Below are 14,457 nucleotides of genomic sequence, written 5' to 3'. Positions count from 1 at the left end.
GTTTCAATTTGAGGCAAACATGAAAATATTAGATACCCGAATTCCTGACGTAAAAATTATCGAACCAACTGTTTTTGGTGATGAACGTGGTTTCTTTATAGAAACCTGGCAGCAACAAAAATTTAATGAATTAGTAGCTCCACGAACCTTTGTGCAAGATAACCATTCAAAATCAAAGCAAGGAATCTTGAGAGGATTGCACTATCAGACGGAAAACACTCAGGGAAAGTTAGTTCGTGTTGTTTCTGGTGAGGTGTATGATGTTGCAGTAGATATTCGTAAAAATTCTCCAACATATGGCCAGTGGGTTGGTGTCATTCTATCGGCTGAGAACAAACGTCAACTATGGGTACCTGAAGGCTTTGCTCATGGTTTTTATGTGACCAGCAAGGAAGCAGAGTTTGTTTATAAATGTACCGATTACTACAATCCGACAGCAGAGCATACGATCCTTTGGAAGGATAAATCGTTAGCAATTGAATGGCCGCTACTTGGAGAACCCTTACTATCAGCCAAGGATGAAGCCGGTGTCGCTTTTAAGGACACGGTAACACTGTGAAAAGAGTTACAATTGTAGGGATCGTTGGAATTCCTGCCTGTTACGGTGGCTTTGAATCATTAGTGGAAAACTTGACACAATTTGCTTCTGATGAAGTTACATATCAGGTTTTTTGCTCCACTAATGCATATCCAGAGAAAAAAAATAGTCATAATAACGCTGAGCTTATTTACTTACCTCTCAAGGCTAATGGTATACAAAGTATTCTTTATGATATCTTATCATTAGTAAGAAGCTGTTTTCTAAAGCCTGACGTAACCGTTATTTTAGGCGTCTCTGGTTGTATATTCTTGCCAATTTACCGTTTATTTTCTAAGTCCAAAGTTGTTACCAACATAGATGGGCTAGAGTGGAAAAGGGATAAATGGGGAAGTACGGCAAAAAAATTTCTTAAGTTCTCTGAAGCATTGGCTATAAAACACTCAGATGTCATTATTGCTGACAACCAAGCAATTGGAGACTATGTTACAAAAGAGTATGGCAAGAACAACCTGATCATTGCATATGGTGGTGATCATGTAATCCCTGCGACACCACCAGTAATAAAGCAAGATGATTACTTCTTATCTATATGCCGTATAGAGCCAGAAAATAATACTGCTATGATATTAGATGCTTTTGCTAAATTAGACCAAAAACTTAAGTTTGTGGGCAACTGGAATAGTAGTGAATATGGCCGACAATTAAAAGTCGAATATAGCAAATATCAAAATATAGAAATCATTGATCCTATCTATGATATTGAAAAGCTTTACCGTTTAAGAATGGGCTGTAAAGGCTATATCCATGGGCATTCGGCTGGCGGTACTAATCCCTCACTTGTTGAAGCAATGCATTTCTCTAAGCCGATATTTGCTTTTGATTGTAACTTCAACCGTCACAGTACAGAAAATGAAGCCATTTATTTTTCTAACTCATGGCAACTGACAAAACAAGTTGAAGAATGTGATAACACTGAAAAATCAACAATCAGTGCAGATAAAATGAAAGAAATTGCGATGCGGCGGTATACATGGAAAACCATAACTAAAGAATACGAATCAACCTATTAAAACATTTAGAAAGGTTAGAAAGGGTTCCCATGTTGGTAACCCTCTTCCATCTAATTGTAAAATCATCTTATCTCTGCACTATAGCATCCTAATATAGGATGCTAGTTTAGCATTACACTTATCTATAACCAACTCGCTTTTAATATATGAGATCGCGTTATCAGAAACTTGCTGTAAATTTCTCTTCTCACTAACCTCGCCAATCAATTTCAAAAATGATTCTGGTGTCTTATCATCAAAATAAAATCCAGAGTGATCTTTCACAATATATTGATTTACTCCACCATTATCTGTGGTAAGAATAACACAACCAGAAAGCGCGGCTTCTGCAGGGGTAAGGCCAAAACCTTCGACACGACTAGAACAAATGAAAAACTTATTATTATTATATATTTCATTAAGGTTATTTCGTGTCGGTTTGTGATTGTATTTTATATAATCAGGAAAATCAGTTGGCTTTTCGTACACACTAAAGCACTCAAAGCTATAGTTTTCTTTATCCGGTATTAACGCGATTGCATCTAATAGAATATCACATCCTTTCCTAATGTTTGGATGATACATAAATAAAAAACTTGTTTCTTTTCGGTTCTCAGGCCTATTTAACAGCTTAAAAATATCACTTTCAATTCCATTTGGTAGTAACAAATCAACCTGTCCTCCAACGTATTTTATCTTATCCTTTAAATAGTTACTTATTGTGATTATCTTAAAGTCTTTATTTGTATATGTACCATATACATCTTGGTCAGAAAAACTCCAATTTTCAAAATCTTGAACAAAGTAAATCTTTTTACAATACACCTTGTTTTTTTTACTTAAATATAAGTAAGTTTCTATTGATGTACATATCAACACATCAAAAGTTGACAAATAATCATAATCAAAGTCATCACTTACCATATGGTTAACTTTACAAGAAAACCCATACCAACGATGAAAGTTCAGATATTTCAGAATCAGTTTTTTTAAAAAGCCCAAACCAGAGTTAAATCTATCAAGTGTTACATCATTATTTGTAGGATACAATACTGATACATCAAAGCCTTCTGATGACAAATAATCAGCATATTGATAAACAATTTTATACCCTCCTACAGACTCCCTCCTCGGCCCAGGTAATATAAAACCGACTTTATTATTTGACTGAAAACTCATAACCGCCCTTTTTAGCTACCCAATACATACCAATAAGAATAATAACTTGTGAACTCACGGCTGCTGAAATAGTACCATAATCACTATAATAATAGGTAAGCATTGTTATCAAGGAAACATTTGAAATACCTCCAACTAAAATCACACGCGAAAAGTATTTATCTTGCCCCATATTCAGACCAATCTGAGTACCCAATAAATTATTTAAAAAAATCATTAAAGGGATAATTAGCATGAATTTCAAATAAAACATCAACTCATTTGCAACACTAGGAAATATCAAATTAATAAAATAATCACCAAACAATAAAAATATTCCATAGCCAGATGAATAAACAAAAACTGATAAGATCGATATCATGCTAATCAGTCTATTTATATCCTTACCTTCATGTACACGACGAGATACTTGTGGAAACAATACATTTGTAAATGGAGTTGTCAGCATTGCCGTTACTCTTACCAATCTTTCAGCTGTATTGAAAACAATAAAACTAGTTGGAGACAAAATTAGAGGCAATATAAAAACATTTGCATTACTAATTAGGGATGTGCTCAACTGAGAAATAAAGACACTATAGCCATCTTTAAGTATTGCTTTTATTTCATTAAGCTGTATTTCTTTTGATGGTTCACCATCAAAACTTCCTAATTCACTATACATTTCCCTGCACATAAGGAAATTTGAAATAAACACAGCAAGGGCATTGAGAATCAAATAATAATACGCAGTTTCATCGCCGTTAACCACAATAAAAACAAAACTCAAAACCGCAACCTTAGGTATAAGTCCCAGTCTTGTTATTGTTGAAAAGTTACCTTTCCCTTGAAAATACCAATTGAATTGAAAAACATAAGCGAACAACCATAATATTGATGAGAGTACAAACTCAATTTGAACATTAAAAATAGCAATTTCAATTATAAATAAAAATAGGCTAGAAAAAACAAATATGAAAAACTTTGTATATAATGCAGTCTTAACATAAGAATAACAATTACTTCTATTTTCAATAATCCTCGATATTTCTTTCGTTCCTTTTAAATCAAAACCATAATTGATAAACAACGCGAAAAACAAAACAGCTGATTGTAATATTATTAGTAATTGATATTGCTCTGGTGAAAGTAAATCAATCAAAAAAGGTATCAACAATAAAGGAAGTATAAAGTTACCAACTTGATATATAAACTGACTTGTGATTTTTTTAAGCTGTCCCAAATTTGCCTCATAAATTTTTATCGTAGTACCAAAATGATAATTTCAGGTTATCAATAATTGTTCAATTTATTGTTTGACGTAGTCAATGATATCAACATTAAATCAGATGCAACGAAAAATCACATACCATGCAAGATGATCATCTCATATTGCCAGATATTTTTACAGATAAATTTAAAACACCAATTGCCAAATGTGAGTAAGTAACAGTCCAAAATGAGCATTCTTACTTCTCAATCACTTGTGATAAGAATGTCTCCTCAAGTAACAACACTAATCTTTTTCGCTTAATGTCACCTTACAGCTCCATTTTTCAAAAATTTAAAGTTAGACGCCCATTTCACCACGCATTCTCTTTAAGACAAAATCTTGATATGGATCCTCTATAAGTGGACCTAAATCATATTGCTCAATCGCAGTTTTATTACTGGCAGATGAAAGTGACGCAAGTGCAGCAAAATACTGAGGGTGACATCGAGACACGCAGTGGTTACCTGATCTCCGCCATGAAGTTGCTGCCAAGTATCATCAAGGTCTTATCATGATCTGTATGTGTCCTGGTCATATACCGACTAATTTTTGGCAAAAAAAAGCGACGCCATAACAGCATCGCTTCTTCTTGATACGCATTGATTATTCTGATGGATAACCATTAGGATTCTGTGATTGCCAGCGCCATGTATCGGTGGTCATATCATCCAAGGTGCGAGTTGCTTGCCACTGTAACTCCGATTGTGCTTTTGATGGATCAGCCCAGCACTCGGCAATATCCCCCTCACGACGAGGGGCAATCTGATAAGCAACGTCAACACCGGAGGATTTAGAAAACGCCTCTACCATCTGCAAGACGCTGTATCCGTTACCTGTACCCAAATTATAAGTATGCAGGCCTGGTGCCTTACCTTTATGATTCAGGGCTGCCAGGTGGCCGTCAGCCAAGTCAACGACATGAATATAATCGCGTACACCGGTGCCATCGACGGTTGAATAATCGTTGCCGAACACTGCCAGAAACTCACGACGTCCAACGGCAACCTGTGAGATAAACGGCATCAGGTTATTCGGAATGCCTTGCGGATCTTCCCCCAACTCACCAGATTGATGCGAACCAACAGGGTTAAAGTAGCGTAATAGCGTCACACTCATTTCTGGGTGAGCTTTCTGAATGTCCGTCAAACACTCCTCAACCATCAGCTTACTCCGTCCATAGGGGTTCGTTGCACTGGTTGGAAAATCTTCTCGAATTGGCACAGAAGCCGGATCGCCATATACGGTAGCCGACGAACTGAAAATCAGGCTTTGCACACCCGCCGCAAGCATCGCCTCGACCAGTACCAGAGTACCGTGAACGTTATTGTCATAATACTTAAGTGGCATCGCGACCGACTCACCGACCGCCTTCAGGCCGGCAAAGTGGATAACAGCATCAAGACTATGCTCATTGAAAATCTTATCCAGTATTGCGCGATCTCGTATATCACCTTCATAAAAGGCGGGTTGAACACCCGTGAGTTTTTCTATACGTCCTAAAACAGATTTCTTACTGTTATAGAGGTTATCGAGAATAATGGGTATCATACCTGCTTCTATCATTTGTACGCATGTATGGCTACCTATGTAGCCCATCCCGCCTGTTACAAGTACTTTCATTATCAATTCTCTCTAATATTCAATAATCAGCCAGCGAACCGTCTTACCATCTCTTGCAAGAATTTACTCTCGAAAAAGTGCCATGAACAGGAATACTGTTTCAATCCAATGATATATCATTACATTTACATTTTAGTTGCAGCGTGGTTATGTACACTGGCGTTCGACTGCACCACTTCATCACAATGCTTAGCGTGCCAAACTAAATCACCAATGCCATCAGAGGGATTAAAACCGGTTGGCGCGTCTAATAATATTTCGCGAATTTTTTCATGATCAAAGTTATGGCAGGCATCATCTAACCGTAGCAAAATCTTGTTCAATTCATGCCATGGCAGATAACTTTCATCAGCCGTCATAATCCGTTCATGGCTGGTTTTAGCGACATTGTCACCAATCAGCAGTTCTTCGTAGAGTTTTTCTCCCGGACGCAACCCCGTGTACTCGACCGCAATATCGCCATACGGATGTTCGTCATCTTTGACTTCAAGCCCGGAAAGGCGGATCAAGTTTTTCGCTAAGTCCGCAATTTTTACGGGTTCACCCATATCCAGTACAAACACATCCCCACCTTTACCCAGAGCCCCCGCCTGGATCACCAATTGAGACGCTTCAGGTATGGTCATAAAGTAACGAATAATATCCGGGTGGGTGATCGTGACCGGGCCACCCTGACGGATCTGGCGCTTAAACAGTGGAATAACTGAACCGGACGAGCCCAGTACATTACCAAAACGCACCATGCAAAAACACGTAACCGTATTTTTTTCGGCCAGCGATTGCAGTAATAACTCGGTCATACGCTTTGTTGCGCCCATCACATTAGTGGGACGTACTGCTTTATCGGTCGAAATTAGCACAAAGGTTTCGACTCCGGCATTAATCGCGGCTTGTGCGGTATACAGGGTTCCAAAGACGTTATTACGCACCCCCTCAACCACATTATATTCAACTAGAGGGACGTGCTTATAGGCTGCCGCATGGTATAAAGTTTGCACCTTAAACGCTTCCATCACCGCCTGAAGACGGTTTTCACGTTGTACCGAGCCTAATAGCGGAATGATCTCAACATCCAGGTTCAGGCTGGCAGCGAGTTCAGATAGCTCTTTTTCAATCGCATACAAGCCATATTCAGACAGCTCAAACAGTACCAACTTGGTCGGGTCTTGTTGTAATATCTGGCGACAAAGTTCAGAGCCGATTGATCCCCCCGCCCCTGTCACCATCACCACCTTACCGGTAATATTAGCCCCCATTAATATTGCCTGAGGTTCAACCGGATCACGGCCCAACAAGTCTTCAATCGGCACATCTCGCAGTTCATCGACTTTCGCGGCACCACTGACAATGTCTTCCATGTTCGGCACCGTTAAAACTTCGACTGGAAGTTCAGCTAAATTACAGATAACCGACTGACGTTCAGTACGGCTGGCAGACGGCAGCGCAAGCAACACTTTTACAACGTTACCATTTGCAACCATACCGTCTAAATCTTCCGGCGCATGGACATGCAACCCTAAAATCATGTTACGGTGCAAGGTTTTATCGCTATCAATAAATGCCAGAACGCAATAATCGGGACTTTGTCGTAAAGTAATACACAGCTGACGCCCGGTAGAGCCGGCACCATAGATAATTACCGGTATTTTCCTCGAATTGAGTCGTTTAGAAACCAGATTACGCATGACTAAACGTGAACCACCCGCTAGCAACGCCAGAAATGCGCCATAAATAATGGGTACAGTACGTGGAATTTCGGCCTGCAAATAAAAGCCTAAGCCTGAAAATGCAATAGCAGAAATAGCCGCGCCAATACTGATGACTAACAAGGCGTGAAAACTAAGATAACGGAGGATCGCGCGGTATAAACCTAACTTAACAAAAGTCAGTAGTGTTAATCCAGTCAGAATAAAAAAACACGACCATAGTTGTTTATTGGTAATTGTGTGTAAATCACCATATCTGACAAAGAAAGCGCCCCAGAAAGCGATCGCAATAAATACGCTGTCGCAGAGTAAACTCACAATACGTTTTTTGGTGCGCGACAGCGAAATAATCATCTCGTCTAATTTCATAAAGCCATCCCGGGCGTGAAGCTGCAATCATTGCAGCCAATGCTAAATTCATTATAGTTATTGATTAGTGACAAAAAATGCTGCCAGGCTTCATCGGACTGCATAAGAAAATTTTGGGGGCGAGGGGCAAGATACTAGGTACTTGCTACTCGATACTAGAAACTCGCTACTCGCTACTCGCTACTAGATACTCGACACTGGCTGTTGCCTCTTGCCCCGGTTCTTGCTCTGCGCCTTGGTTTATGTTTTGCTCTTTGGCATGCCAAACTAAGTCGCCAATACCATCTGACGGATTAAAGCCGGTAGGTGCTTCCAGCAAAATGTCACGAATGGTTTCATGATCGAAGTTATGGCAGGCATCATCTAACCGCAGCAGAATGTTATTCAGCTCATGCCATGGCAGATAACTTTCATCGGCCGTCATGATCCGCTCATGGCTGGTTTTACCCACGTTATCGCCAATGAGCAGTTCTTCGAAGAGTTTTTCACCAGGGCGCAGACCGGTATATTCCAGTGCAATGTCACCATGCGGATTTTCGTCATCTTTGACTTCAAGGCCTGAAAGACGGATCAGGTTCTTGGCTAAATCGGCAATCCGGACCGGCTCGCCCATATCCAGCACAAACACATCGCCACCTTTCCCCATTGCACCAGCCTGGATCACCAACTGCGCGGCTTCGGGAATGGTCATGAAGTAGCGAATAATATCAAAATGAGTAATGGTCACCGGCCCCCCCTCACTGATCTGACGTTTGAATAGCGGGATCACCGAGCCCGACGAGCCCAGTACATTACCAAAGCGCACCATGCAAAAACGGGTCGCATGATTTTTCTCGGCCAACGCCTGAAGCGAAAGTTCAGCCATCCGTTTGGTGGTTCCCATTATATTGGTTGGTCGCACCGCTTTATCGGTCGAAATAAGGACAAAGGTTTCGACTCCGGCATTGATTGCCGCTTGCGCGGTATACAGGGTTCCAAAGACGTTATTGCGTACCCCCTCAACCACATTATATTCAACTAGAGGAACGTGCTTATAGGCAGCCGCATGGTATAAAGTTTGCACTTTAAACGCTTCCATCACCGCCTGAAGACGGTTTTCACGCTGTACCGAGCCTAATAGCGGAATGATATCAACATCCAGATTCAGGCTGGCAGCGAGTTCAGATAGCTCTTTTTCAATCGCATACAAGCCATATTCAGACAGCTCAAACAGTACCAACTTGGTCGGGTTTTGTTGTAATATCTGGCGACAAAGCTCCGAGCCAATCGACCCACCGGCCCCAGTCACCATCACCACTTTGCCCGTAATGTTTGCCCCCATCAGTTGCGGCTGTGGCGCAACCGGATCGCGGCCAAGCAGATCTTCAATGGGCACATCACGCAACTCGTCGATTCTAGCCACACCGCTCACGATGTCTTCCATACTCGGTACGGTTAACACTTCAACCGGAAAGGGAGAAAGCATCTCAATCACTTGTTTACGTTCCGCGCGACTGGCACGCGGCAGCGCCATCAGTACTTTTTTAACACCGCCGTGAGCAATTAAGAATTCAAGCTCATCCGGTGCATGCACATGCAGCCCTAGAATAATAGTCCGATCTAGGCTGCTATCACCATCTACAAACGCCAGCGCCCGATAATCCCGGCTGTGACGTAGTGACTTCGCTAACTGCCGGCCAGTTGAACCCGCACCATAGATAAGTACAGGTGTTTGCGATGCGTTTTTACGCGTCGATACCATGCTGCGCATCATTAAACGTGAACCACCCGCTAACAACGCCAGAAATGCGCCATAAATAATTGGCACAGTACGTGGAATTTCTGCCTGAAAATAAAAGCCCAAACCTGAAAATACAATCGCAGAAATAACCGCACCAATACTGATAACTAACAACGCATGGAAGCTAAGATAACGGAGGATCGCGCGATATAAACCTAACTTAACAAAAGTAAGTACTGTTAATATCGTCAGAATAAAGAAACACGACCATAATTGATCGTCGGTAATTGAGCGAAGATCACCATATCTAACAAAGAAAGCGCCCCAGAAAGCGAACGCCACAAATACGCTGTCGCAAAGCAAACTGACCACACGCTTATTGGTGCGCGATAGTGACAATATCCTTTCGTTTAATTTCAATTTCATAAAGCCATACCAACGTTATGTAGCGAACTTTACCGCTAAACAGGAAGTTCATTAGAGTTATTATTTTATAATGTATAAATTTTCGAAGCACTGATCGACACTGGCAACAAATGCAACGTGCAGCATTATATGTGAAATAATCACCTACGATTCAATGAACCATAGGCGATAATTTCGGTAAAATTGAGAAAATCACTTCGTCGCAGCAGTTAACACATCACGTATAACTGAACATGTTTTGCTCATATCAGCTTCAGTTAATGTTGGATGCACAAGGAACATCAGACTGGTTTCTCCAAGTTCTACCGCATTCTTCAATCGCTCAGTTGGGTGCCATGGCGTGTTGTCAAAAGCTTTTTCTAAATACACTTCAGAGCAGCTTCCCTGAAAACAGGGTACCCCTTGTTCAACAATCGCTTCAACAATACGATCACGAGTCCAGTCTTCTTTAAGGTTTTCAGGCCTGATAAATAAGTAATGTTTATATTCAGCATGCTCTATATATTCTGGTACATCAACGGTTCGCACGACGTTAATCGCGCTAACCGCGTCATCAATTGCCTTGCCATTAGATTGGCGCCTTGTTGTCCACTCTTTCATGCATTTAAGCTGAATACGCCCAATCGCCGCCTGCATTTCAGTCATGCGCCAATTGGTGCCAAAGCTTTCATGCAACCAACGGAAGCCCGGCGGATGCTGGCGCTCATAAATCGCCTCAAAGCTTTTACCGTGATCTTTATAACTCCACATTGTCGACCACAAAGTTTTATCGTTAGTGGTGACCATGCCGCCTTCACCACCTGTGGTCATGATTTTATCCTGGCAAAATGACCAGGCACCGATATGACCAATAGTACCAACAGAACGGCCTTTGTATTTAGCACCATGTGACTGAGCACAATCTTCAATAACATAAAAGCCATATTTTTCAGCCAGCTCCATGATTGGCCCCATGTCTGCTGGCATACCCGCTAAATGGACAACAATAACGGCTTTCGTCTTTGGAGTAAGAACTGCTTCAATCGTTTCAGCCGTAATGTTTTGACTATTTAAATCAACATCGGCAAATACTGGCGCAGCACCCGCGGTCACAATAGATGAAGCTGATGCCAAAAAAGTTCTAGGCGTCGTGATGACTTCATCACCCGCACCAATATTTAACGCTTTAAGCGCAATATCAAGGGCAAGTGTACCGTTACCTAAAGCGACGGCATATTCACAACCCGCCCAGGCGGCGAACTCTTTTTCAAATTCACGGCCTTCTTGGCCAGTCCAGTAATTCACTTTGTTTGATAACAGAACATCACGAACAATATTGGCTTCTTCTTCTGAAAATGAAGGCCATGGGGAAAAATTAGTATTTAGCATATTAATATCCAAAAAAGCCTTTTTTAGTTTTACGACCGAGATGATCAGCTCTTACCATTTTTCTCAATAATGGATGAGCCCGGTATTTAGGATCGCCTGTTTCGGAATAAAGCGTTTCCATAATTGATAACACAACATCGTTGCCAATCAAATCAGCAAGCTTCAAAGGCCCCATCGGATGATGAGCTCCTAGCTTCATCGCTTTATCAATATCATCTTCATTTGCTACACCTTCAGCAAGAATACTTACCGCTTCATTAATCATCGGGATAAGCATTCGATTAACAACAAAGCCAGGCCCTTCATTAACAACTACAGGAGACTTCCCAAGCTTAGTAGTGAATTCAACCAATTCATCGACAATTGAACGATCAGTAACATGACCCACGACTACCTCAACAAGCTCCATTACTGGTGCCGGATTGAAGAAATGAAGACCAACCACACGCTCAGGGTATGGAAGCAATGACGCAAAATCGGTTATTGATAATGACGACGTATTAGTCGCAACAATCGACTTCTCAGTGACCAAATTGGCAATTTTTTTGAAAATCTCACATTTAATGGCATAATTTTCCGCCACTGCCTCGATAATTAAATCAGCACCTTCAACATCCTGAATAGAGGTTGTGAAAGAGATCTTAGAAAGGCCATGATCAAGTTGTACACCCGTAATGATGCTCTTTCTCTTGAGCTTAGAAAGATATTTATTACAAGATGATATTACAGCTTCACCTTTTTCATCTGAACGAGACACTACTATAATTTTACGAACGGTTTCTGATGAACAAAGTACTTGAGCAATTCCAGCCCCCATGGTTCCGGATCCAATTAGCGCAACGTTCATAACTCTGGCATCTCCTTTAGTTTCTTTGCAGGATTTCCCGCGAATATTAAATTTGGTGCAATATTCTTTGTAAGAACACCACCCATTCCAAGCATTGCACCACTCGAAAGCGTCAAACCTTGCTTGATAGACGCACCAGTTCCAACTTCAACACCAGTTTCAAGTATTACATTTCCTGACACAGCAGCCATAGGCGCCACAGTCACGAAATCTAAAAAAGTTGTTTCATGTCCAACCGTTACATTCAAATTTAAGATACAATGCTGACCAATCTCAACATCAACAGTCAGAATTGATCCAGCACAAACCATAGTTCCTTCACCAATTGATACATGCTTCGAGTTAATAACACTTGGATGAATTAATGTTGCGAAAGTGGGGTTCCCAACTGTTAGCATTTTTTTTGCAACTAGTATTCTTGTACGCGGAGAACCAATAGCAATAACGAACTTGCAATTTCGATGTTGGCACCATGAAGAAATCGTCCCCAACACAGGCACACCCAATACAGTTTGCCCTTCCATGTCTGGTGAGTCATCTAAAACACCGACAACATCAAAGTTACAATCTTTAGCTAGCCAAATGATTTCCTTAGCAAAACCACCGCCACCAACAACAATTAACTTATCCATTATTTACTACCTTCAAACTTAGGTGCCGTTGCTTCACCTTCAGCACTAATACCATCACGAAGAAAAACCTTTTTTACAGTTAAAAAAAGAATTTTTATATCTAGCCAAAATGATTGATTTTCTACATACCAAACATCCAGTTTAAACTTCTCTTCCCAACTAATAGCATTACGTCCATTAACCTGAGCCCAACCAGTGATACCAGGGCGAACAGTATGACGCTTAGATTGTTCATCACTATATAACGGTAAATATTCAATCAGCAATGGACGTGGACCAACCAAACTCATATCACCTTTAAGTACATTCCAAAGTCCGGGAAGTTCATCTAAACTGGTTGAACGCAGCATAGCTCCAAACGGTGTCATTCGCTGTTCATCCGGTAATGGATCGCTGTTTTTGTCAATGCCATCTAACATAGTCCGGAATTTCATCATTTTAAATACACTACCATCAAGGCCAGGACGGTTCTGCATAAACAAAATCGGCGCACCAAGTTTGAGGCGGACTAATAAAGCAACAACAATAATTACTGGTAGTAAAGTTAATAAAACGAATAACGCAACTAAAAAATCTAATACTCTTTTCATCAGAAATCACTCTTCTCTTTATAAAAAGTAGTCATGCGTAGCCAATGTTCATACCGTTCAAACTTAGCTGTAATATTATCTCTAGCCTTCGTGCCCATTAACGCCAAGCAATCTGATAACATCGCCTTCTCCATTACATCGAATAAAGGGGCGTATTCTCCAGCTTTAACAAGCCAGCCATTAACTCCCGGCTCAATAATTTCGTTACAACCATTAATATCCGAAGCTATTACTGGCAAAGACATCGCTCCAGCCTGTAATAATACATTAGGAAAACCTTCTCTATAACTTGGCAATACCAAAATTTTAGATAGCGCTAACGCAGGTCTGATATCTTTCTGAAATCCAAGCAAATGGATTCTAGGATGCAGTTTTAATTTACCGAGTACGAGTTCATTAAGCGGTGCAGTTTTATCCATTTCCCCCAATACCAGTAAATGAGCATTATCTGGCAGTAAATAAAATGCTTCGACTAGCTCAAGCAAGCCCTTATCTTTATTTAATCTACCAACAAAACAAAAAATGAATGCTTCAGAAGCTAACCTAAGGTTATCTCTTAATGATATGAATTCGGGGGTTTCAATGACTTGTTCTCGATTGAAATGTGCAGAATCCACACCTGCGATATTACCAGACCCGATAACACTGAGCTCCTTACAAGTTATTTTACTCGATAACAAGTCATTTTTTACACCTATCCCCTCGGGTACAATTGTGGTCGCGCATAGACAAATCAAACGATCGATAGACATTAATAATTTTCTTTTTATTCCCGTCGATGTGGGGAAAATCAATCCAGTAAATGAATGAATACGCACAGGGACTCGGCATATCCATGATGAAAGCATCGAAATAAGACCCGCTTTTGGAGTGTATGAATGAATAATATCCGGCTTAATACACCATAATAATTTAACCATTTTATAAATGGAGTAAAGGTCATAAAACGGATTTATACCTCTCACCATAGGAACAACATTGACCCTAATACATTCATTACTCTCAACACTAAAGATACGATCACCATCAGACGTGGCAAGATAAACATCAAAATGCTGATTAAGATATTTGGGTTGTTTGCTTAAAATAGTATCAAGTGTTTCAGGTACCGTTGTTACAATTAATAATCTTTTCATACATTTTTTAGCCAACCGCATG

General features: G+C 40.6%; 13 protein-coding genes. 3 read left to right on the top strand and 10 right to left on the bottom strand.

From position 1 onward, the window contains the following. Nucleotides 1-19: 19 nt before the first annotated feature. Nucleotides 20-559 carry a dTDP-4-dehydrorhamnose 3,5-epimerase gene (gene rfbC / locus R3289_RS15215; RefSeq protein ID WP_318926544.1) on the top strand — a complete coding sequence of 180 codons (540 nt, stop codon included), beginning with the start codon at nucleotides 20-22 and terminating at the stop codon, nucleotides 557-559. Then, nucleotides 556-1,611 (top strand): DUF1972 domain-containing protein, encoded by a 1,056-nt coding sequence (locus R3289_RS15210; protein ID WP_318926543.1) that lies wholly within the window; start codon nucleotides 556-558, stop codon nucleotides 1,609-1,611. The genes rfbC and R3289_RS15210 overlap by 4 nt, the downstream gene beginning before the upstream one ends. Nucleotides 1,612-1,689: 78 nt before the next feature. On the opposite strand, the gene R3289_RS15205 is transcribed toward R3289_RS15210, so the two are convergent. Together R3289_RS15205 and R3289_RS15200 are read right to left on the bottom strand one after the other, a co-directional pair. Further along, on the bottom strand, nucleotides 1,690-2,769 hold the full coding sequence (locus R3289_RS15205; RefSeq protein ID WP_318926542.1) for a glycosyltransferase family 4 protein: 1,080 nt from the start codon (nucleotides 2,767-2,769) through the stop codon (nucleotides 1,690-1,692). Beyond that, on the bottom strand, nucleotides 2,750-3,991 hold the full coding sequence (locus R3289_RS15200) for an oligosaccharide flippase family protein (RefSeq protein ID WP_318926541.1): 1,242 nt from the start codon (nucleotides 3,989-3,991) through the stop codon (nucleotides 2,750-2,752). Before R3289_RS15200 ends, R3289_RS15205 begins: the two co-directional genes overlap by 20 nt. Before the next feature lie 389 nt (nucleotides 3,992-4,380). On the opposite strand from R3289_RS15200, the gene R3289_RS15195 reads away from it, so the two are divergent. Continuing rightward, nucleotides 4,381-4,536 (top strand): hypothetical protein, encoded by a 156-nt coding sequence (locus tag R3289_RS15195; RefSeq protein ID WP_318926540.1) that lies wholly within the window; start codon nucleotides 4,381-4,383, stop codon nucleotides 4,534-4,536. Nucleotides 4,537-4,624: 88 nt separating this feature from the next. Here the strand turns inward: R3289_RS15195 and galE are convergent, their stop codons facing one another. The 8 genes from galE to R3289_RS15155 all read right to left on the bottom strand — a co-directional run bounded on the left by galE (nucleotide 4,625) and on the right by R3289_RS15155 (nucleotide 14,456). Further along, a complete protein-coding gene (gene galE, locus R3289_RS15190) occupies nucleotides 4,625-5,641 on the bottom strand; it encodes a UDP-glucose 4-epimerase GalE (protein ID WP_318926539.1) in 1,017 nt (338 codons plus the stop codon). Nucleotides 5,642-5,766: 125 nt separating this feature from the next. Continuing rightward, entirely contained in the window at nucleotides 5,767-7,716 is a 1,950-nt protein-coding gene (locus R3289_RS15185; protein ID WP_318926538.1) for a nucleoside-diphosphate sugar epimerase/dehydratase, read from the bottom strand. Nucleotides 7,717-7,882: 166 nt separating this feature from the next. Next, the gene (locus R3289_RS15180) at nucleotides 7,883-9,862 is read right to left on the bottom strand and encodes a nucleoside-diphosphate sugar epimerase/dehydratase (protein ID WP_318926537.1); all 1,980 of its coding nucleotides are present in this window, start codon (nucleotides 9,860-9,862) and stop codon (nucleotides 7,883-7,885) included. 192 nt (nucleotides 9,863-10,054) lie between these two features. Beyond that, nucleotides 10,055-11,230, bottom strand: coding sequence for a DegT/DnrJ/EryC1/StrS aminotransferase family protein (locus R3289_RS15175; RefSeq protein WP_318926536.1), 1,176 nt, complete (start codon nucleotides 11,228-11,230; stop codon nucleotides 10,055-10,057). Nucleotide 11,231: 1 nt separating this feature from the next. After that, complete coding sequence (locus tag R3289_RS15170) at nucleotides 11,232-12,077, bottom strand: 3-hydroxyacyl-CoA dehydrogenase family protein (protein WP_318926535.1); 846 nt, start codon at nucleotides 12,075-12,077, stop codon at nucleotides 11,232-11,234. After that, entirely contained in the window at nucleotides 12,074-12,709 is a 636-nt protein-coding gene (locus tag R3289_RS15165) for an acetyltransferase (RefSeq protein WP_318926534.1), read from the bottom strand. The genes R3289_RS15170 and R3289_RS15165 overlap by 4 nt, the downstream gene beginning before the upstream one ends. Continuing rightward, nucleotides 12,709-13,299, bottom strand: coding sequence for a sugar transferase (locus R3289_RS15160; protein ID WP_318926533.1), 591 nt, complete (start codon nucleotides 13,297-13,299; stop codon nucleotides 12,709-12,711). Before R3289_RS15160 ends, R3289_RS15165 begins: the two co-directional genes overlap by 1 nt. Beyond that, nucleotides 13,299-14,456 (bottom strand): glycosyltransferase family 4 protein, encoded by a 1,158-nt coding sequence (locus tag R3289_RS15155; RefSeq protein ID WP_318926532.1) that lies wholly within the window; start codon nucleotides 14,454-14,456, stop codon nucleotides 13,299-13,301. The genes R3289_RS15160 and R3289_RS15155 overlap by 1 nt, the downstream gene beginning before the upstream one ends. Nucleotide 14,457 lies beyond the last annotated feature (1 nt).

Origin of the sequence: Photobacterium sp. (assembly GCF_033720175.1) — a bacterium.
GTDB lineage: Bacteria > Pseudomonadota > Gammaproteobacteria > Enterobacterales > Vibrionaceae > Photobacterium.
The sequence above is the reverse complement of the archived record's forward strand: the minus strand, read 5'-3'. Positions and strand labels throughout refer to the sequence as shown.